The sequence below is a fragment of the Corynebacterium hiratae genome (assembly GCF_009708045.1).
Taxonomy (GTDB): domain Bacteria; phylum Actinomycetota; class Actinomycetes; order Mycobacteriales; family Mycobacteriaceae; genus Corynebacterium; species Corynebacterium hiratae.
The window spans coordinates 58,910-78,553 of record NZ_VIOG01000005.1 but is presented as its reverse complement, the minus strand read 5'-3'; the positions used below and the strand labels follow the sequence as shown (position 1 = coordinate 78,553).

15 protein-coding genes are annotated in these 19,644 nt (G+C 60.6%); 8 read left to right on the top strand and 7 right to left on the bottom strand.

Annotation, left to right across the window (positions count from 1 at the left end; translation table 11 throughout):
* The first annotated feature begins 73 nt into the window (after positions 1–73).
* Complete coding sequence (hrpA, locus tag FME68_RS05610) at positions 74–3,949, top strand: ATP-dependent RNA helicase HrpA (protein ID WP_158396552.1); 3,876 nt, start codon at positions 74–76, stop codon at positions 3,947–3,949.
* Between the two features lie 4 nt (positions 3,950–3,953).
* Here hrpA and nrdR read toward each other — a convergent pair whose 3' ends face one another.
* On the bottom strand, positions 3,954–4,412 hold the full coding sequence (gene nrdR, locus FME68_RS05605; protein ID WP_046648225.1) for a transcriptional regulator NrdR: 459 nt from the start codon (positions 4,410–4,412) through the stop codon (positions 3,954–3,956).
* Positions 4,413–5,189: 777 nt separating this feature from the next.
* Between nrdR and lexA the strand changes: the two genes are divergently transcribed.
* Together lexA and sugR are read left to right on the top strand one after the other, a co-directional pair.
* Positions 5,190–5,912, top strand: coding sequence for a transcriptional repressor LexA (lexA, locus tag FME68_RS05600; protein ID WP_046648227.1), 723 nt, complete (start codon positions 5,190–5,192; stop codon positions 5,910–5,912).
* Between the two features lie 372 nt (positions 5,913–6,284).
* A complete protein-coding gene (sugR, locus tag FME68_RS05595) occupies positions 6,285–7,067 on the top strand; it encodes a transcriptional regulator SugR (RefSeq protein ID WP_046648229.1) in 783 nt (260 codons plus the stop codon).
* Between the two features lie 105 nt (positions 7,068–7,172).
* Here the strand turns inward: sugR and ptsP are convergent, their stop codons facing one another.
* The gene (ptsP, locus tag FME68_RS05590; RefSeq protein WP_158396548.1) at positions 7,173–8,867 is read right to left on the bottom strand and encodes a phosphoenolpyruvate--protein phosphotransferase; all 1,695 of its coding nucleotides are present in this window, start codon (positions 8,865–8,867) and stop codon (positions 7,173–7,175) included.
* A 237-nt stretch (positions 8,868–9,104) separates the two neighbouring features.
* Between ptsP and FME68_RS05585 the strand changes: the two genes are divergently transcribed.
* The 3 genes from FME68_RS05585 to FME68_RS05575 are packed head-to-tail and all read left to right on the top strand — an operon-like array spanning position 9,105 to position 12,521.
* Positions 9,105–10,076: a 1-phosphofructokinase family hexose kinase gene (locus FME68_RS05585; RefSeq protein ID WP_158396546.1), complete on the top strand. Its 972-nt coding sequence runs from the start codon at positions 9,105–9,107 to the stop codon at positions 10,074–10,076.
* A 23-nt stretch (positions 10,077–10,099) separates the two neighbouring features.
* On the top strand, positions 10,100–12,193 hold the full coding sequence (locus FME68_RS05580; protein WP_158396544.1) for a PTS fructose transporter subunit IIABC: 2,094 nt from the start codon (positions 10,100–10,102) through the stop codon (positions 12,191–12,193).
* A 58-nt stretch (positions 12,194–12,251) separates the two neighbouring features.
* Positions 12,252–12,521, top strand: coding sequence for an HPr family phosphocarrier protein (locus FME68_RS05575; RefSeq protein ID WP_010190265.1), 270 nt, complete (start codon positions 12,252–12,254; stop codon positions 12,519–12,521).
* Positions 12,522–12,885: 364 nt separating this feature from the next.
* Here the strand turns inward: FME68_RS05575 and FME68_RS05570 are convergent, their stop codons facing one another.
* A complete protein-coding gene (locus tag FME68_RS05570) occupies positions 12,886–14,166 on the bottom strand; it encodes a uracil-xanthine permease family protein (RefSeq protein WP_328287731.1) in 1,281 nt (426 codons plus the stop codon).
* 34 nt (positions 14,167–14,200) lie between these two features.
* Complete coding sequence (gene hflX, locus FME68_RS05565; protein WP_158396542.1) at positions 14,201–15,679, bottom strand: GTPase HflX; 1,479 nt, start codon at positions 15,677–15,679, stop codon at positions 14,201–14,203.
* A gap of 122 nt (positions 15,680–15,801) precedes the next feature.
* Here hflX and FME68_RS05560 point away from each other — a divergent pair, with 122 nt between their 5' ends.
* Together FME68_RS05560 and FME68_RS05555 are read left to right on the top strand one after the other, a co-directional pair.
* On the top strand, positions 15,802–16,584 hold the full coding sequence (locus FME68_RS05560; protein ID WP_046648241.1) for a hypothetical protein: 783 nt from the start codon (positions 15,802–15,804) through the stop codon (positions 16,582–16,584).
* Between the two features lie 21 nt (positions 16,585–16,605).
* Positions 16,606–17,139, top strand: coding sequence for a hypothetical protein (locus FME68_RS05555; protein ID WP_046648243.1), 534 nt, complete (start codon positions 16,606–16,608; stop codon positions 17,137–17,139).
* A gap of 17 nt (positions 17,140–17,156) precedes the next feature.
* On the opposite strand, the gene dapF is transcribed toward FME68_RS05555, so the two are convergent.
* From dapF to FME68_RS05540, 3 genes are read right to left on the bottom strand one after another with little or no spacing between them, the layout of a single operon-like run.
* Positions 17,157–17,993: a diaminopimelate epimerase gene (gene dapF / locus FME68_RS05550; protein ID WP_144012953.1), complete on the bottom strand. Its 837-nt coding sequence runs from the start codon at positions 17,991–17,993 to the stop codon at positions 17,157–17,159.
* An 11-nt stretch (positions 17,994–18,004) separates the two neighbouring features.
* Positions 18,005–18,931, bottom strand: a complete 927-nt coding sequence (gene miaA, locus FME68_RS05545) for a tRNA (adenosine(37)-N6)-dimethylallyltransferase MiaA (protein WP_158396540.1) — start codon at positions 18,929–18,931, stop codon at positions 18,005–18,007.
* A complete protein-coding gene (locus FME68_RS05540) occupies positions 18,931–19,563 on the bottom strand; it encodes a hypothetical protein (protein WP_071407117.1) in 633 nt (210 codons plus the stop codon). Before FME68_RS05540 ends, miaA begins: the two co-directional genes overlap by 1 nt.
* Positions 19,564–19,644 lie beyond the last annotated feature (81 nt).

Here is a 19,644-nt window from a genome sequence, read left to right as displayed (position 1 = left end):
ACCACGAGAGTACCAATTTCTCCACCTCGACCTGTGAGCGAAAAGCACTTCCGAGTAGACTTCTAGGTCGATTATGACTGCTACTCGCGAAGACCTCTACAACGCCCTCACGACAGTTTCCTCGAGTGATGAGCGTGCTTTCCGCCGCCGCCTCCGCAAGGCTCGCTCCCCCAAAGCGCTTGCAGCTATCGGGGCTGATATTGCATCTGCCCAGGAAAAAGTGAGCGCCATCGACGTAAACGTGCCGTCGATTTCCTACCCCGAGCAGCTTCCCGTTACCGGACGGCGGGACGATATTGCCGAGGCCATCGAGAATAATCAGGTGGTCATCATTGCCGGCGAGACTGGTTCGGGCAAGACCACTCAAATTCCCAAAATTTGTCTAGAGCTCGGCCGTGGACGCCGGGGTCTCATCGGCCATACCCAGCCGCGACGACTCGCAGCACGGACCGTCGCCGAGCGCATTGCGGAGGAACTCGGCCAATCAATCGGGGACTCCGTTGGCTACGCCATCAGGTTCGATGACCGTGTCTCCTCGACCACAGCCGTAAAGCTCATGACCGACGGCATCCTGCTGGCGGAAATGCAACGCGACCGCTTCCTCAACGCCTATGACACGATCATTATTGATGAGGCCCACGAGCGGTCCCTCAATATCGATTTTCTCCTCGGCTATCTCAAGAGGCTGCTTCCCAAGCGCCCGGATCTCAAGGTCATTATCACCTCCGCGACGATCGATCCGGAGCGTTTCGCCGAACACTTCGCTGACGCTGAAGGGAAGCCTGCGCCGATCATTGAGGTGTCGGGGCGCACCTACCCGGTAGAAATCCGCTACCGTCCCCTCGAAGTCGAGTCGGGGGGAAAGACTATTGATCTCGATCCACTGGACGCCCTGTGTGAAGCCATCGAGGAGCTCATGGCGGAAGGGGAAGGAGATATCCTGTGCTTCTTCCCGGGCGAGCGCGATATCCGCGATGCAATGGAAGCGATTGAGGGGCGTCATTGGCGCAACGTGGAAGTCACTCCGCTCTTTGGGCGCCTGTCCAACCAAGAGCAACATCGCGTTTTCCGCTCACACAAGGGGCGCCGCATCGTGCTCTCCACCAATATCGCCGAAACCTCCCTGACGGTGCCGGGCATTCGCTATGTTGTGGATACCGGAACCGCACGTATCTCGCGCTACTCCACCCGTACTAAGGTTCAGCGATTGCCCATCGAGCCGATTTCCCAAGCCAGCGCTAACCAGCGTTCAGGCCGGTGTGGTCGCGTGGCCGATGGCATTGCCATCCGCCTGTATAGCGAGCAGGATTTCCTCTCCCGGCCGGAGTTTACCGACCCTGAGATTCTGCGCACTAACCTAGCCAGCGTTATTCTCCAGATGATTTCGCTGCGTCTCGGAGACATCGCTGATTTCCCCTTCGTCCAGGCCCCAGAGCCCAAAGCCGTACGCGACGGCCTGCTGCTCCTCCACGAGCTGGGCGCCCTAGAAGGAAAAGAGAAGGACGGGCTGCCGGTGCTGACACGCATTGGGCGGGATCTTGCCCGCATCCCCGTCGACCCGCGCATGGCTCGCATGCTCGTTGAAGCCAACACCTCCGGATGCCTCCACGACGTCATGGTCATCGTTGCCGCCATGACAATCCAGGATGTGCGTGAGCGCCCCATCGACAAACAGGCCCAAGCCGACCAGGCCCATGCTCGCTTTAAGGACAAGTCCTCAGACTTTATGGCGATGCTCAACCTGTGGGACTTTGTCCAAGAAGCTCGCGATGAGATGAGCGGCAATGCTTTCCGTAAGCGGATGAAGGCTGACTTCTTGCATTACATGCGCATCCGCGAGTGGTTTGATCTGGTTCGACAACTCAGGGATGTCGCTAAGCAGCTCGGGTGGACGACCCAGGAGAGCACCGAGCGCCGCGCGGATGACATCCACATGTCCCTGCTGTCTGGCTTGCTGTCCAATATCGGCGCACGCGATGGAAACTCTAAGGAGTTCATTGGCGCACGAAATACCCGCTTCCTCATCTTCCCCGGATCAGCACTAGCAAAGAAACCGCCAGAGTTTCTCATGGCGGCCGAGCTGGTGGAGACCTCACGTTTGTGGGCCCGCGACGTAGCGGCCATCGACCCCGCTTGGGTAGAAAAGCTGGCCAAGGACCTGCTCAAGCACAACTATTCGGACCCGACATGGTCGCGCAAGCGAGGCTCTGCGGTAGTCACCCAGCGCTCGACCCTCTACGGTGTCACTGTGGTGGCCGATCGAACCGTTCCCTACCATCGCGTCGATCCCGTTGCGGCACGTGACATGTTCATCCGCAATGCGCTTGTCGACGGCGACTGGACCACCCACCATAACTTCTTCCACGACAACAAGCGCAAGCTTGCCGAGGCTTCCGAATACGAGGAAAAAGCACGGCGCCGCGGCCTCGTTGTGGACGAGGACACGCTCTTCGACTTCTACGATCAGCGCATCCCGGAATCTGTGACCACTGCCCGGCACTTTGACTCGTGGTGGAAGAAACAGAAAAACAAGCATTCTCTGGACTTCGACCCAGAAGCACTCCTCGAGGATGACCACGATGTCACCGAGGACGCCTTCCCGGATCGGTGGTTGAAGGGAAGCATCGATTACGACCTGACCTATAAGTTCGAGCCAGGTGACCCGCTTGACGGCGTCACGCTCAGGGTTCCAGTTCCCCTGCTGGCTGGATTGGATACTGAGGGATTCGACTGGCTCGTGCCGGGCCTGCGTCTAGAGCTTGTCACTGAGCTGATCCGCTCGCTACCGAAAGCGCTGCGCCGTACTGTGGTTCCGGCCCCCGAGTTCGCTGAGCGGGCCTTGCCCAAGCTCCTTCCCTATGAAGGAGCGCTCATCGACCAGCTCGCAGCGGTGTTGCGGGACATGGGCGGCCAGGGTATCAACGCGGCTGATTTCCGCCCTGATCAGCTCCCGCCCCATTTGCGCATGAACTATGCCGCAGTGGACAAGCGGGGCAAGATTATCGATTCCGACCGCGATTTGACGGCGCTCGTGCAACGCCAAGCCGGGCATATCTCTTCCTCCGTGTCGCGCGTCGGCCGCGCCGCCGAATCCGCTTCCGTCAAGGAATGGTCGGAAGACACGCTGGGCGCTATCGATGAGGAAGTGACCACGGTGGTCGATGGACATGAGGTCACCGCTTATCCTGCGCTTGTGGCTACGAAGGAGGGCGTGGCGCTGAAGGTGCATCCAACCAAGGCGGCTGCCGACGCCTCCATGATCACCACCACCCTGACGCTGCTACTCCGAGAGATTTCCGTAAACACGCAGCATATGGTCAAGGGTCTACCCCTGCAGCAGCGGGTTGCTGTCGACGCCTACCCGCACGGCGGGGCCGAAGGTCTCGTCAACGATGCTCGGGTCGCCGCAGTACGCGACATCATGATGGAGAAGGGCGGGCCGGTACGAAGTCCTGGTGAATTCACCACTCTTCTCAACGCGGTTAAACCGGAGGTGCCAGGCCGCGTCCGCCAGGCGGTGGTCGCGATCGCACCTGGTTTGGCAGAGTATTCGAACCTCAACGCTGAGCTCAAACAGTGGGAGGGGCCGGCAATCGATGATATTCGCGATCAGCTGAAGTTCTTGTTGCCCCCGAATGCGATCACTATGCACGGCATGCAGCACCTTCGCCACCTGCCGCGTTATATCCAAGCCGCGCGCATCAGGCTCGAGGACATGAATCTAGACACGGATCGGGATGCCGACCGCCAAGCCGATGTCGACGAAGCGAAGGCATATCTGAACAATCGTTTACGCACGCTGCCCGCCGGCCGCGAGAAGACCCGTGAGGTCAAGGACATCTACTGGATGATCGAGGAGTTGCGCGTATCGCTCTTCGCACAACGCCTGGGTACCGCGCATGCGGTGTCCGTGCGGAGAATCCAAAAAGCCGCGGACAAGCTGCGCTAAAACGTTAGAAGCTGTCGCGGTCGCGCCGGCGCATGAGGCGAATTTCGGATTCAAAGTCGTCGGCGCTCTCAAAAGACTTGTATACCGAGGCGAAGCGCAGATAGGCCACCTCATCGAGGTCACGCAGGGGTTCCAAGATAGCGAGGCCGATATCGTTGGCGTTGACTTGTGACGATCCGTGACTGCGCACGGTTTCCTCGACCTCTTGCGCAAGCTTTTTCAAGGCATCATCGCTAACATCCCGCCCCTGGCACGCGCGCTTCACGCCGCGGATTAGCTTGTCCCGGCTGAAAGGCTCGGCCAAGCCATTACGTTTGACCACCGACAAGACAGCCTTCTCGATGGTGGTAAACCGGCCTCGGCACGCAGCACACTCGCGACGTCGGCGAATTGACGTTCCACTGTCGATCACTCGGGAGTCAATCACTCGTGACTGTTCGTTGTGACAGAACGGGCAATACACTGTGCCGTATCCTTCCTCTCGACCGCTGCGCAGACGCCTTCCGGCCCCTCGGGAAGTCTAGCGCGAAGAAACAACCGCTGTGGCTGATGCACCGCTAGCGCTAGGGGCCTCACCATCAATACTAAGACCACCCCACACGGTGCCGATAAATACCGCTGCACCGAAAACTGCTCCAAGAACATAGTTACCTACGTTCGAGCCGCTACGGCGAGGTAGGGACGCAGCACGCTGGTATGAAACTGAGGAATCCCCTATTCGATCTGTGCGCCCCTGTGTTCTATCTCTCGGCTCGAGCGTTCGAACACGCGACAAACCACTTTCACGCGTTAACGCGAACGAGTGACACCGCTCAGGTTCCCACACGGCCGCGGGCGGGACGAGCACAGGACCCTTTCCGGACTTCTCGGGAGTTACTCCATGCAGAGCAGAGCTGGTATTAAGTGCAATGGCCATGACAGTTCCTTTCCAGGACTTCTTCTTCATTGTGGTGATGCCTGAAGTGTAAGAGCGAGGTTCGACATCGTCGAACACTTCCATCGACCAACCGTTCGATTTGGTCTGTATGTTCGATTTATAGCAGGCGCTCGAAAGTTTGTCCACATCCAAGCGGCGTTAGTCGAACATTTTTTCTTTACGTGCTAAAAAGGAAACGGAAACACCAATACGGCGCACGCCACGATGAGCAACCAACGAGACGTCACCGCGATGCCCACCAGCGTCCTGCACGCCTCAACCCGACGCGCTGTTTTGCGCACACCGATAGCCCAAGGAGTAAGAATGCCCCGCAAGCCGAAGCGAAGCGACCAACCTACCCTCGACTCACTTTCCGCCCGTCAGCGCCGCATCTTGGAAGTCATCCATGACGCTGTCATGCTGCGCGGGTACCCGCCAAGCATTCGAGAAATCGGCGATGCAACAGGCCTACAGTCCACGTCTTCCGTGGCCTATCAGTTGAAGCAACTAGAGGAGAAGGGCTTTCTTCGCCGCGATCCAAACAAGCCGCGCGCCGTTGATGTGCGCCACTTCCCCGGCGCCGACGATCCAAAGAAGCCGGGCCGCAAAGCCGGGCAGGCCAACACCACAGCAGGGCAGTCCACTCCCGACGTCCCCGAGGATGCAGCAACGCCGAACTACATCCCAGTAGTCGGCCGCATCGCCGCGGGCTCTCCTATCACCGCCGAAGAAAACATCGACGGCTACTTCCCCATGCCAGGTGAGATCCTGGGAAGCGGCGAGCTTTACATGCTGCAGGTCGTCGGCGACTCTATGCAGGACGCCGGAATCCTCAATGGCGATTGGGTTATTATCCGCTCCCAGTCCGTCGCCGAAGAAGGCGAATTCGTCGCTGCACTCCTCGAAGGCGAAGAAGCAACTGTAAAGGAGTTCCACCGCGATTCTTCTGGAGTGTGGCTCCTCCCCCACAACGACGCCTACGCTCCCATCAAGGGCGATGAGGCCGAAATCATGGGCAAGGTTGTATCGGTGTTCCGCAAGCTTTAGGCACCCCTAAGCCACAACTATCCCTCCCCCAACCGGTTGCCCACGCCACCGCTTATTTCCACTCGGTGCGGGCGAACTGGAGGGAGGGATTTTTTCTTTTTACCCCCTTGTGTGTGTACATGTCCGAATCGCGCCGTTTAAGCGTCCGACATCACACATTTGCAAACATGCAGTATAAACATTGTTTTTCTCGCACGTTTGCCGCCAGCAATGTGAGCTTTTATTTGTTTGGTTCCGTTTTGTTCGCATTCAGTGGGACAATAGAAGCATCGCCGCAACATTCGTTGCTCTCTTCGCTCACATGCCCCGGCCCCACTTATTATCACCGCCGGGCGCAGCGACTACCACAGGCAAACTTCACTGGGAGGAACTATGTACGCAGAAGAGCGTCGCCGACAAATTGCGTCATTGACCGCCGTCGAAGGCCGAGTCAATGTCACTGAGCTTTCCGAACGCTTCGATGTTACCGCTGAGACGATTCGCCGCGACCTCGCGGTCTTAGACCGGGAAGGAGTTGTCCACCGCGTTCATGGCGGTGCGGTTGCTTCCCAATCGTTCCAGACTGCAGAATTTACACTCGATACTCGTCAGCGTTCCGCCACGGGCGCGAAAATGGCTATCGCCCGCGCCGCACTAGAGCAGCTTCCCGACGGGGGCAGTATCTTCATCGACGCTGGAACTACCACCAACGCCCTCGCTGACCTCATCGGACAGCGCTATTCTGCTGGCCAGTTCAGCATTGTGTCGAATAGCCTACCGATCGCCCTCTCGTTGGCCAGCAATGGTGTTTCCGAGGTGCAGCTCCTAGGCGGCACGGTGCGCGCGATCACCCAAGCCGTCGTCGGCGATACCGCCCTTCGCACCATGGCGCTGATGCGCGCAGATGTTGCTTTCATCGGCACCAACGCCCTGACCATCGACCATGGGCTATCCACGGCGGACTCACAGGAAGCAGCTATCAAGTCGGCCTTTGTTACCAACGCGCATCGCGTCGTCGTCTTGTGTGACTCGTCGAAGCTCGGCAATGACTATCTGGTCAGCTTTGCCTCGCTCGATGAGATTGATGTCGTCATTACGGACGCCGCTGCTCCAGCCGCCTACGTCGAAGCCCTGCGCGAGCACGGCATCGACGTGATTATCGCTTCGGAGAAATAGGCGGTTTCATCCCACGACCGCGTAAGGGCGGTGTGGTTCCCCGAGGGGCCTCTCGGGGAACCACACCTCCCTGTTTCAGCAGCGGCCTAAACCAAGCTAGAGCTACTAGGCAGTCTGGTATTCCTCCAGCAGCGCAATCACTGCGGATCGCGCATCTGCTGGGCTTTCGGCGTTGATAGCCGCCTCCGCCATCTTCTGGCACTGCTCGAGTGTGAGCTCAGCCAGCTGTGCGCCAACGCCCGCAACTGCGGTCGACGCTGCGGACAGCGAGGTGACGCCAAGGCCAGTCAGCACGCAAGCGAGCATGGGATCGGCGGCGGCCTCGCCACAGACACCAACCGGCACATTATTATCGCGACCCACTACGCACGTGTGCTGGATCAAACGCAGCACGGCCGGCTGCCACGGATCGGTCAGGTAGGCCAGCTGGGGCGATAGGCGGTCCGCGGCCATCGTGTACTGCGTGAGATCGTTGGTACCAATGGACACGAAATCGAGGTGCGGCATGATGGTATCGGCCATCAGGGCCGCTGCAGGCACCTCAATCATCGCGCCGGCGATGAGCCCGCGCTCACGACACAGTTCGGCAAACCACTTCGCCTCTACTGCCGTGGCCACCATGGGCGCCATGACCCAAGTGGTAGCGCCATCAGCACGCTTTTCGGCGGCCTGTGCGATGGCGTCGAGCTGACGGGTGAGAAGCGCCTCGTTGTTTCGGGCGATGCGCAGGCCGCGCACACCCAAGGCTGGGTTCTCCTCAGAGTCCAACGTGGCGTAGGAAATCGGCTTATCCGATCCGGCGTCGAGCGTTCGAACGACGACCTTGGATTCGGGGAAAGCGTTGAAAACCTTGCCGTAGATGCGTGCCTGCTCCTCCACGGTCGGTTCTTCGCTGGCAGAGAGGAAGGAAAGCTCCGTACGGTACAGGCCGATCCCCTCTGCCTGCGAATCCGAGGCGATGCGAGCTGCGTTCCCGTCGGCCACGTTGGCCAACAGCTGCACGCGGTGACCGTCCTTCGTCTGGGCAGGGCCACGCCACTCGGCCACTCGCGCTGCCTTCTCGCGGTATTCTTCTACCGCCTTGAGGGAGGTAGCGCGATCCGCGCCCAGCGCCACGGTGCCCATCGAACCGTCTACGAAGATCTGGGTTCCCGCTTCAATCGAGCGGAGATCAGCGCCAACTGCGACGATACACGGAAGGTCCAGCTGGCGGGCGATGATTGCGGTATGGCTCGTCGGCCCACCAAGCTCGGTGACCAGTGCCTTGATATGCGTAGTGTCCAAGGTAGCGGTATCCGCTGGAGCGAGGTCATCCGCCAGCAGTACCGCCTCGCCTTCGACCAGGGGCAGGCCCGGTTCCTGTTCACCGCGTAGCTGTGCAATCACGCGATCGCGCACATCCTTGAGGTCGGTTGTGCGCTCTGCCATCACGCCGCCGGCTGCCTCAAACATGGTGACGAACCTGTCTGTTGCGCCGACGACCGCATACTCGGCGTTCTTGCCGCTACGAATACCCTTGCGCACTGCCTTGTGCCAACCTCGGTCCTTGACCATTCCGGCGGTAGCACCGAGAACCTCAGCAGCCTGGCCTTCAGCCCCAGCTGCACGCTGCTCAAGGCGGCTGGCAACAATGTCCGCCGCTTCGAGGAAGCGATCGTACTCAGCATCACGTTGCTCCTCCGGCACGGTTTCTCCCGCCGTGGGCAGTTCTGGGCGTGGGCGGACCCACACCGCCTCAGCATATGCAACGCCGGCGACAACGCCGGTGCCTTTAATGGTGGATGGGGATGCGTTTTCCATGACACATATCCTTACGGAGACGATGTTTTCTCTATCCAGATCATCACAAGTCGGTCAAAAATGCAACGAAAACCACAGTGATTCCGTTGACATTCGGACACATACGGGCAATAATCAACATTAAGCAACATTAGTTTCACGCTGACCACGGGCAATCTGCACCGAAGTTCTTGTTCGAGCCGCCGAGGCGCGTTTGCCCCCAATATACGCACTCCGCGAAAGGGGACATTGTCCACGATGATCCTTACTTTGACCCCCAACCCGAGCATCGACGCCACGGTGCGCCTGAACGAGGCGCTCGAACCCGGTGCTGTCCACCGCGCCGAGTCTGTCTCCAGCGTTGCTGGCGGTAAAGGCGTCAACGTTACGCATGCCGTAACGCTCGCCAACGTCGACAGCTTGGCGCTGCTTCCCGCCGCCCCCGCTGATCCTTTCTTGGCCCTTGCTGATGACGCGTCCATCCCCGTACATGCAGTACACACGGCCGGCGCGGTGCGCACCAATACCACTCTGACCGAGCCAGACGGCCGGACGACCAAACTCAACGGTCCCGGCCCCACGCTCGATGAGTCAGTTCAGCAAGACGTGGCACAGGCCGTCGCTGAACACTGCGCCAACGCCGAGTGGATCGTCATGGCAGGCTCCCTGCCCAAGGGGGTTCCCACCGACTGGTACACGCAGCTCATCACTGTCTCTCGCGAGGCGAACCCCAACATCCATGTAGCCGTCGACACCTCCGATGCCCCTATGGTGGCTCTCGGAGAGAACCTCGAGGTAGCCAGCCCCGATCTCATCAAGCCCAATGGCCTTGAGCTTGGACAGCTAGCCAACGTTGATGGCCAGGCCCTCGAAGCTGCCGCCGAGAACGGTGATTTCAGCGGTGTGGTCGAGGCCGCGAGGGTCGTCGTCAAGCGCGGCATTCCCGAGGTTCTCGTCACCCTAGGTGTCGCTGGCGCAGTGCTGGTCACCGCCGAGGAAGCATGGGCCGCTACTCCCCCGCCGATTACCCTGCGCTCCACCGTAGGCGCCGGAGATTCTTCGCTCTCCGGCTATATCCTCGCCCGCCGCTCCGGCGCCTCCTACCCCGAAGCGTTGCGCCAGGCCGTGGCCTACGGCTCGGCTGCCGCAGCGCTCCCAGGAACCCAAATACCAACCCCTGAAGAACTCGATATTGAACACACGACGGTTCAGGCCGTCACCGACCTTTAGCAGTACTGAGGAGTACGTACCCGATGTCATCAGAACTCATCACCACCGACCTTGTGGCGCTCGACGCCGACTTCGGTGGCAGCATCGAATCAGTCATTACCAATCTGGCCTCGCTTGTTCACGACACCGGCCGCGCTACCTCCGTGGACGAGCTGGCAGGCCCGGCCATCGCGCGTGAAGCCAAAGCCGGCACCGGTGTCCCCGGCGGCGTTGCCATCCCACACTGCCGCTCTGCTGCCGTGTCTGAACCCACCCTGGCCTTCGCCCGTCTCTCCCGCGGTGTGGACTTCTCTGGCCCCGATGGGGACGCCCACCTGGTTTTCCTCATTGCTGCCCCGGAAGGTGGCGGTAAAGCACACCTGAAGATCCTCTCCAAGCTGGCTCGTGCACTGGTGAAGAAGGACTTCTTGGAGGCTCTGCGCACCGCGCAGACCAAGGAGGAAATCGTCTCCCTGGTACTCGACGTGGTTAACGCCGAAAAGCCGAAGAAGGCTGCGGCTAACGAATCAGCATCCCCTGCAGATACGAGTGCAGCGGCTGCGGCTCCTGCTTCGAGCAAGGCTGCAGATTCAAAGAAGACCCGCATCGTCGCCGTCACCGCGTGCCCGACCGGCATTGCCCACACGTACATGGCGGCAGACGCCCTCACCCAAACTGCTGAGGAGCGCGACGATGTCGAGCTCACCGTAGAGACCCAGGGATCTTCCAATAACACCGCTGTTTCTGCAGACACCATCGCGGCTGCCGACGCCGTCATTTTCGCCACCGATGTCGGTGTTCGCGACCGGGAGCGCTTCGCCGGCAAGCCCGTCATTGAATCGGGCGTCAAGCGCGCCATCAACGAGCCGGGTGTGATGCTCGATGAGGCTATCGCTGCGTCCAAGAACCCTAACGCGCACAAGGTTGCGGGCACTGCAGGCGCAGCCTCCTCTAGTTCCGCGGAAGAAGGCGAAGGACTGGGCTGGGGCAAGCGCATTCAGCAGGCCATCATGACCGGCGTGTCCTACATGGTTCCCTTCGTCGCCGCCGGTGGCCTCCTCTTGGCCTTGGGCTTCCTCTTCGGCGGCTACGACATGGCAAACGGCTGGCAGGCCATCACCACCGATTACTCGCTGACCAACCTGCCGGGCCATGACGTCATGGTTGATGGCGAAATGATGACCTTCCAGAAGGCAGGATTCGCCCTATACATCGGCGCCGTGCTTTTCGCTATCGGTCAAGCGGCGATGGGATTCATCGTCGCAGCGCTCTCCGGCTACATCGCCTTCGCACTGGCAGGCCGCCCGGGCATCGCGCCGGGCTTCGCCGGCGGTGCTATTGCTGTTACCTTGGGCGCCGGCTTCATCGGTGGTCTGGTCACCGGTCTCATCGCTGGCTTTGTTGCGATGTGGATTGGCAAGTGGAAGGTCCCGCGCTGGATCGGCTCCCTCATGCCTGTGGTCATCATCCCGCTGCTCGCCACGATGATTACTGGCCTGCTCATGTATCTGCTTCTTGGTGCCCCGCTGGCCGCTATCATGGAAGGCTTGCAGAACTGGCTGTCCTCGATGTCTGGTTCCTCCGCTGTCCTTCTGGGCATCATCCTCGGCCTGATGATGTGCTCCGACCTGGGTGGCCCGGTCAACAAGGCTGCTTACCTCTTCGCTACTGCTGGCCTGTCCACGGGTGATGAGGCTTCCATGAAGATCATGGCCGCCGTTATGGCCTCCGGCATGGTTCCGCCGATTGCGCTGTCCATCGCTACCTTCGTACGCAAGAACCTGTTCACGCCCGCGGAACAGGAGAACGGCAAGTCGGCCTGGCTGCTGGGTCTGTCCTTCGTTTCCGAAGGCGCTATCCCGTTCGCTGCTGCCGACCCGCTGCGCGTCATCCCTTCGATGATGCTCGGTGGCGCAGTAACAGGTGCGCTGTCGATGTCCCTGGACGTCATGTCTCGCGCCCCGCACGGCGGAATCTTCGTTATCTTCGCTATCGAACCTGCGTGGGCTTACTTCGTGGCCATCCTCGCTGGCGTCATCGTCTCCGCCATTGCAGTCATCGCGATGAAGCAATTCTGGCCGAACAAGGCTGCTGAGGAGGCTGCTGCGAAGGCAGACAAGGCCAAGGCCGCCGCCTAGCGCTTAAGCCGCGTACACTTGTAAGCACGAAATACCGTAATTCGAAAGGATTATCATCATGGCTTCTAAGACCGTCAAGGTTGGCTCCTCCGTCGGACTGCACGCACGTCCGGCCTCCATCATCGCTGACGCCGCCGCTGAGTTCGACGAGGACATCTTCCTCACCCTCGTTGGCGATGAGGACGAGGATGAGACCGATGCCGCTTCTTCCCTCATGATCATGGCTCTCGGCGCCGAGCAGGGCGACGAAGTCACCGTGACCTCCGAGAACGAGGCGGCTGTCGAGAAGATCGCCGGCCTCATCGAGCAGGACCTCGACGCTTCCTAAAGCACTTTCCGTTTATAGAACGGCAGAGCTCCCGCTTCCCTCTTGTACTGAGGGTGGCGGGAGCTTTATGTTGCTTGGTTGTCAGCACAAGGTTCTAGTCATCAGGCTCTACTCAAACGGTTCTGTTGGGGGCAAGGAAACCATGTGGTGGGGCTTTGAAGGTTTGTTTGGCCACAGGAGAACCTTCTGAGCCAAACCGTTTGAATGGAACCATGTGTATGCGCGTCTTCATACCGCAGAGGGACCGGAGTAAAAGCACCTTATGCAGATTCCTGCACGAATTCACCTGGGGCTTTCTAAATCAAAGCCTCCAGATGGTGCCTTTACTCCGGTCCCTTATCCTCGCTAGTCGGCGGAAGCGCCTCTAGTACTTCGCGCCGCGGCCCTCGCCGACGGTGCCGTAGAGTTTCTTCATCACTGGGTAGAGCACGATGATGCCGACAGAGCCCCAGGCAATGCCCTCAAGCGTCACGCCGAAGACGTCGAGAGTGAGGTTGCCAATACCCGCGATGAGCGCCACCGCCGCCGCCGTGAGGTTAACCGGGTTGTTGAAGTTGACCTTGTTGTCCATCCAGATGCGCACGCCGAGCATGCCGATGAGGCCGTAGAGGACGATGCAAGCACCGCCTAGCACGCCAGTGGGGATGGTGAAAATAAGCGCGCCAAACTTCGGGATGAAGGCCAGAGCGATGGCTGTGATAGCAGCTACCCAGTAGGCGGCCGTGGAATAGACGCGGGTCGCGGCCATGACGCCGATATTCTCCGCATAGGTCGTTGTACCGGAGCCGCCGAACCCACCGGCTAAGGAGGTGGCCAGGCCGTCGGCGATGAGAGCGTCACCGGCCAGATCATCGAGGTCACGCTTAGTCATCTCAGAGACCGCTTTGACGTGGCCGACATTCTCTGCAATCAGCACAACCAGCACCGGCAGGGCTGCCGCGATGGCAGAAACATGGAACTCCGGCGCATGGAACTGCGGGAAGCCAATCCAGGCTGCTTCACGGATGGATTCCACAGCGCCTTCGCCAAGGTTGCCCGTGGCCGCCGCGAAAGCCCAGCCGACGACGACACCGATAAGAATCGACAGACGCGAAACCATGCCGCGACCAGCGACGGTGGCAAGGATGATGACCGCCAGCGTCACCGTGGCAACCAGAGGCTGGCTCGAATAATTGGTGGCAGCATTGGGTGCCAAGTTAAGGCCGATCAGCGCCACAATGGCGCCGGTCACGGCCGGTGGCATGACGGCGTCAAGGACCTTGCGGCCCGCCGCCTTCACCGCGAAACCAATCGCCACCAAGACTAGGCCAGTCACTAAGACAGAACCTGCCTGCGCACCAATGCCGTACTGCTGGGAGGCGCTCAGCGGTGCAATGAACGCGAAGGAGGAGCCCAGGTAGGAAGGCAGGCGGTTGCGGGTGATCAGGAGGAATAGGATTGTTCCCAGGCCTGAAAACAGCAGCGTCGTATTGACCGGGAATCCGGTCAGGGTGGGCACCAGCAGTGTTGCACCGAACATGGCCACCACGTGCTGCATGCCGATGCCGATGGTGCGGCCCCAGCTCAATCGTTCTTCGGGTGCGACAACCGCGCCCGGCTTAATCGTCTTTCCGTCCCCGTGGACGGCCCAGCCAAAATTACTCACGAACCATAATTATGGCTCACGCGGGCACCGAAACCTAAGCGTCCTCACCAGTCACGCGAAATTCGCTGAGTTCGGCGGCGATGGAGGCAGGCAGGCGGACGTCGACAAGCGTGCCCTCCCCCGTGTACTCCTCGCTGCGCACCGTACCCTGGGTATGGACGCGATCGACCACGTCCCCGCGAGTAAACGGAATGAGCAACTGCACATGCTCGTCCTGAGAATTGAGGAAGAGCTCCACGCGCGTGGTGAGCTCATCGATACCCTCCCCCGTCTTGGCGGAGACATACACCACGTTGTCGCGGTCGAGGGCGTGGCGCAGCTCCGCCAGCACCAGCGGATCGGCCTGGTCGATCTTGTTGATGACGATGATCTCCGGCGGGGCCTCCTCGCCGGTTTCCTTCACGATGTCATAGATGACCGCATTAACCGCCTCAATTTGCTTCAGCGGGAAAGGATCTGAGCCGTCCACGACGTGCAGCATCAGATCTGCTGCGAGGACCTCCTCCAAGGTGGACTTGAAGGCCTCCACCAACTGTGTGGGAAGGTGGCGGACGAAACCAACGGTATCGGTGAAGACGACCTGGCGGCCATCAGCAAGCTCGGCGCGGCGGGTGGTGGGGTCCAAGGTAGCGAACAGTGCATCCTCCACCAGCACGCCAGCGCCCGTCATCGCGTTGATGAGCGAAGACTTACCAGCGTTGGTGTAGCCGGCGATCGCAATCTGCGGGATCGTCGATGACGCACGGCGCGAGCGCTTAATCTCACGCGCCGTCTTCATCGCCTTAAGCTCCTTACGCAGCAGCGCCATCTGCGTGCGGATACGCCGACGGTCCGTCTCAATCTTGGTTTCACCGGGGCCGCGCAGACCGACGCCGCCGTTGGAACCAGCACGGCCGCCCGCCTGGCGCGAGAGGTTGCCGCCCCAACCACGGGTATGCGTATAGAGGTATTCCAACTGCGCGAGCGAGACTTGGGCTTTGCCTTCCTTGGACTTGGCGTGCTGCGCAAAAATATCCAAGATGAGCATGGTGCGGTCGATAACTTTGGTGTTGAGAGCGCGTTCCAAGGCAGAGAGCTGGCCGGGGGTTAGCTCGCCGTCGCACACCACGGTATCCGCGCCAGTGGCAGCCACGATATCCTTGAGCTCGTTCACTTTGCCGGAGCCGATATAGGTACCCGGGTCCGGCTTATCGCGCTTTTGATACAGGGCTTCTACTACTTCGGCTCCCGCGGTTTCCGTGAGCGCCGCGAGCTCCGACATCGTGGCCTCAACCTCGGCCACGGTGCCTTCAGTCCACACTCCTACGAGGACTACTTGTTCAAGGCGCAGCTTGCGGTACTCCACTTCGTAGCCGTCGGTGGTGTCTTCTGCGCGAATGGTGGTCTCGCGGGTTACTCGGCGGAAGGCGTTGCGCTCAGCTAGGTCGAGATCACCGGTAGTCGGCTCCGGTGAGGTGGGCGCGGGCTCACCAAAAGCCTGCGCGAGGAGATCATCATGGGTTTCTTTTGTCATATGCTTTCTATTCTTGCACGTCACGCCTCTTAACAGGGAATCTCCGTTGCACACGACCTTGTGCCGATCCCGGCGGCAAGGCTCACCGACAACATTTTTGAGTCATCGCGGCGCCAGATACAATGGGCCGCATGACCGTCAAAGAGACCACTCACCCAGAGATGCAGGCCATTGGCCTCAACTACGAGCGCTGGCAGGACGCCGTCGAAGCAGCCATTTCGACCAACCAGCTGGCAGTCACGGGGGAGGTTCGCGGAGGACAACTCATTCAGTTCTCGGATCCTTCCGGGGCGCAACTCAATATCCTTGCCGTCGAACCTTTCGCCACCTTCATTGGGTTTGAGGGCGTCACCCAAGGCTTCGCCCACGTCTCTATGATCAACGATGTCTTGGCTTACCTGGACATCATCGATCCTTTCGGAAACGTTCTCGCGCAAGCGACGGCGAACTTGGCGCAGGGCCCGCTCTTGGCTGATGAGGACACCCAGCAGTGGCAGCAGGTAGAGCTTACTGCGATGGGTCTCGATGTCACCGCGTTCGACAACGCAGATGCCTACGAAGCCGAGAAGGGCACCTACCCAGCCACGTTTGAATCCACCGGTGCGGCAGTTGTTGCGGCCGGTTCCGGCGCCGAATCCCCTACCCCGGGCTGCACTTTTTCCGCTCGGGTTATGGAGTCCGAGTGGCGCCACAACCAGCTCACCGGTGAGCGCTTCATGCACCTCGTCATGGATGGCACCTTCCCCTTCGATCTGTGTCTGCCGGAGAGCTTTGGCGAGCTGCCGCCGAAGGATTCCGTGCTTGCGGGTTCGGCGATGCTGACCGCCTCTATCGCGCTACCCACCGGCGGCTGTGGCAGCGACGGCGGCTGCGCCTGCGGCTCTGGAGGCTGCGGCGGCCACTAGGCATACCGTAGAGTCGTAAGCATGAGTTTTTCCGCATCTCAGCGTCAGGGTTTTGCCCTGCTCCTTGCCGGGGTTACCGCTACGGTACTGGTTCTGACGCTGAAGCTGCCGGGAGTTATTCTCGCTATCTTTATCTGCGGGGCGCTATGGCTGTTTGTCGGCGCCCGCCCCGATGCCTCGGAACATGCGGCGCTGCGGGCTTCCATTGCGCTCACGGTGGAAGACATCACGGGCGTCCTCGAGGACTACGCCACATTTGCTACGAGCGACGACGCTGAAGCATTGGCGGACCGCACGCTCCACCGCCCAGCGCTTGCCGACGTCGACTGCACGAACCCCACTATCGAAGCGTTCCACTATAAAATGCATGGCGCGCAGCGTTTCTTGCGCCGCCTCGATGCGCGGGTTAACTCGCCAGATACTGGCACCAGCGAACTCGAATCCTTGCTCAAGGTGGCCGATGATCGGGCCGCCGAGCTCAAGGAGTCGTGGCTCGCTGCCCGCCGCGCCGCCTTGGCGCTAGGGACCAACTACAAAAAGGGGGACGGACGCTAAACGCCGTCCCGAAAACCCTATAGCGAGGTTTCGCCTGTGGCTACGATGCGCGAAGGCCCCGTCAGCGTAGATCCGTCCTCAGTGATTTCTACCTGGACCTCGCCGCCGGGGACGACGACGCGGACGCGGCCGGTGGTGTGGGAGGCGTCGGCAAGCGCGGCGCACGCTGCGGCCACCGTTCCGGTACCGCACGAACGTGTCTCCCCTGAGCCGCGCTCGAAGACGCGCATGTGAATCACGCCATCGTGCAGCGGAGTAACCAGCTCCACGTTGACGCCTGCCGGGAAGAAGTCAGTATCGAAGACGGGCTGCTCAAGGCGCTTCGCCGCCAAATCCTCCGCGGTCAGTCCCGGGATAACGGCCGCTAGGTGAGGGTTTCCCATATCTACCCCGAGCCCGGCGAAGCTCTCCCCCGCCATCGAAGCGGTGGAGACACCGAGCACCTGTGCAGGTCCCATCTCCACGCTGACTTCGGCTTCAGTCTCGTTGAAGGAGTGGACGGTGACCTGCTTGGCCCCAGCGCGCGTGCCGACGGTGAAAGTATCGGTGTTCACCAGCCCACGGGAGCGCACCCAATGCGCGAAAACGCGGGTACCATTGCCGCACATTTCCGCCACCGAACCGTCCGCGTTGCGGTAGTCCATGAACCAGTCATCGGTGTTAATACCCGGCGCGAGCTCATCGATTTCTCCAGAGGCGAGCAAGTCACCTGCACGTATGACGCGCAAGACGCCGTCGGCGCCGATCCCTGCGCGGCGATCACACAGTGCCACTACCTTTTCCGGCGGTAGCGGCTCGGTTCCTTCCACAATGACGAAGTCGTTTTCAGTTCCGTGGCCTTTAGCAAACTTCATAGGTGTAGAGTCTAACTCTCTTCGAGGACACGCAAAGCCTGCGTTGTCGTATCAGCCGCGGCATCCAGCCAGTGGATACGCTTATCACGGTTAAACCAGGCACGCTGGCGACGCACATAACGACGGGTTCCAGTGATGGTACGCTCCACCGCTTCTTCCCAGGTGAGCTCTCCACGCTGGGCTTGGAGGACTTGGGCATAACCGATGGCCCGCCCCGCCGTCGAGTCAGCCTTCAGGCCGTGCGCCTGAAGGTTCTCGACCTCTTCGACCAACCCCTTGTCGAACATGAGGCGACTGCGCAGCTCGATTCGCGGATTCAGCCAACTGGATTCCGTGCGCAGCCCGAGGATTCTTGTCCCCCACCGGGGCGGTGCGTTCTTCGGCGGCTGGCTGGCCTTGAACGGCTTGCCTGTGAGCTCAATGACCTCCAGTGCGCGCACGGTACGGCGCGGGTCCTTGTCTTCGATGATGGCCGCGGCTGCCGGGTCCACGCTGGCAAGTTCTGCGTGCAGGGCATCGGTGCCGATCTCTTGGCGCCGGGCCTCCCAGCGAGCGCGCACCTCCGCATCAGTGGGTGGGAATTGCCAGTTGTCCACGAGCGATTGGACGTAGAGCATGGATCCACCGACCAGAATCGGGGTCTTGCCGCGGGCACGAATGCTGTCTATATCCGCGATGGCGGAGGACTGGTAGCGGGCTACAGACGCTGTTTCGGTCACATCCCAGACATCGAGCTGGTGGTGCGGGATACCTTCGCGCTCCTCCAGCGTCAGTTTGGCCGTGCCGATGTCCATGCCCCGGTAAAGCTGCATCGAATCGACGTTGACTACTTCCCCGTCGAGCTCGTGCGCCAAGGCGACTCCGAGTGCTGATTTTCCGGAGGCCGTCGGCCCTACGACGGCAATCGGGGTTGGGCCGCTACTGAGAGTCTCTGGCATTAGCACTGCCACCCCGCCACATAGCGGCCCACGCCCAACGTCGAATCTGCAGCCCGGAGTTCTGCATGATGCGGGTGCACGCCTGCTAGCTGCGCCCACAGTGCCGTTTCGAGCACTCCCGTCGAATGGAGCAGCTCTTCGTCACAGTCTTCCTCCGCGCCGGCCAGCACGCTCTCGCACCACAGGTGAGTGTCCCGCGCACCCTCGACAAGAGCGAGCGGCGCGCGCTCCGTCAAGCCTGCAGAGCCATCAACGCACACTATTGTGAAACGTCCGGAACGCACCTCCCCTAGGGAGGCGCGGGAGTCTTCCACCGTGAAAGCGTGGTGACTGCTTTCTGCCCCGAGCGCGTTAGTGAGTACGTAGCGGGCCATGATTTCGGGCAGGTAGTTTCCGCCGCCGACGTCGACCTGGGGTGCGCCCCACGCTCTCAAACTTCCCGTGTGCTCGGTACGCCAGCGCGCATCGCGCGATCCCACGATGTCGACCTTAAGCGGTGCCCTACCGTTGACGCGTGCGGCATCACGTGTGAGCTCGCAGGCGGCGCTAAGGAGCGCGCGCGAAGCGTCATCGCTCGGTGACAATTCTTCCGCCAAGGCCGGTGAGGCTGGCATAACCATGAGATTTTGCATCAACTCCCATCCTATAAGGTTAGTTTTTCGGGGTTAACACGCGGCTGCGCGGCGGAAACGGTAGTGTTGTGTCACATAAGT

Excerpts from the sequence above, each read along its gene's own strand:
- FME68_RS05575 (WP_010190265.1), top strand. The coding sequence starts at position 12,252 with ATGGCTTCTAAGACCGTCAAGGTTGGCTCCTCCGTCGGACTGCACGCA.
- miaA (WP_158396540.1), bottom strand. The coding sequence starts at position 18,931 with ATGCCAGAGACTCTCAGTAGCGGCCCAACCCCGATTGCCGTCGTAGGG.
- hrpA (WP_158396552.1), top strand. The coding sequence starts at position 74 with ATGACTGCTACTCGCGAAGACCTCTACAACGCCCTCACGACAGTTTCC.
- FME68_RS05585 (WP_158396546.1), top strand. The coding sequence starts at position 9,105 with ATGATCCTTACTTTGACCCCCAACCCGAGCATCGACGCCACGGTGCGC.
- lexA (WP_046648227.1), top strand. The coding sequence starts at position 5,190 with ATGCCCCGCAAGCCGAAGCGAAGCGACCAACCTACCCTCGACTCACTT.
- FME68_RS05560 (WP_046648241.1), top strand. The coding sequence starts at position 15,802 with ATGGGCCGCATGACCGTCAAAGAGACCACTCACCCAGAGATGCAGGCC.
- FME68_RS05555 (WP_046648243.1), top strand. The coding sequence starts at position 16,606 with ATGAGTTTTTCCGCATCTCAGCGTCAGGGTTTTGCCCTGCTCCTTGCC.
- sugR (WP_046648229.1), top strand. The coding sequence starts at position 6,285 with ATGTACGCAGAAGAGCGTCGCCGACAAATTGCGTCATTGACCGCCGTC.
- dapF (WP_144012953.1), bottom strand. The coding sequence starts at position 17,993 with ATGAAGTTTGCTAAAGGCCACGGAACTGAAAACGACTTCGTCATTGTG.
- ptsP (WP_158396548.1), bottom strand. The coding sequence starts at position 8,867 with ATGGAAAACGCATCCCCATCCACCATTAAAGGCACCGGCGTTGTCGCC.
- FME68_RS05580 (WP_158396544.1), top strand. The coding sequence starts at position 10,100 with ATGTCATCAGAACTCATCACCACCGACCTTGTGGCGCTCGACGCCGAC.
- hflX (WP_158396542.1), bottom strand. The coding sequence starts at position 15,679 with ATGACAAAAGAAACCCATGATGATCTCCTCGCGCAGGCTTTTGGTGAG.
- FME68_RS05540 (WP_071407117.1), bottom strand. The coding sequence starts at position 19,563 with ATGCAAAATCTCATGGTTATGCCAGCCTCACCGGCCTTGGCGGAAGAA.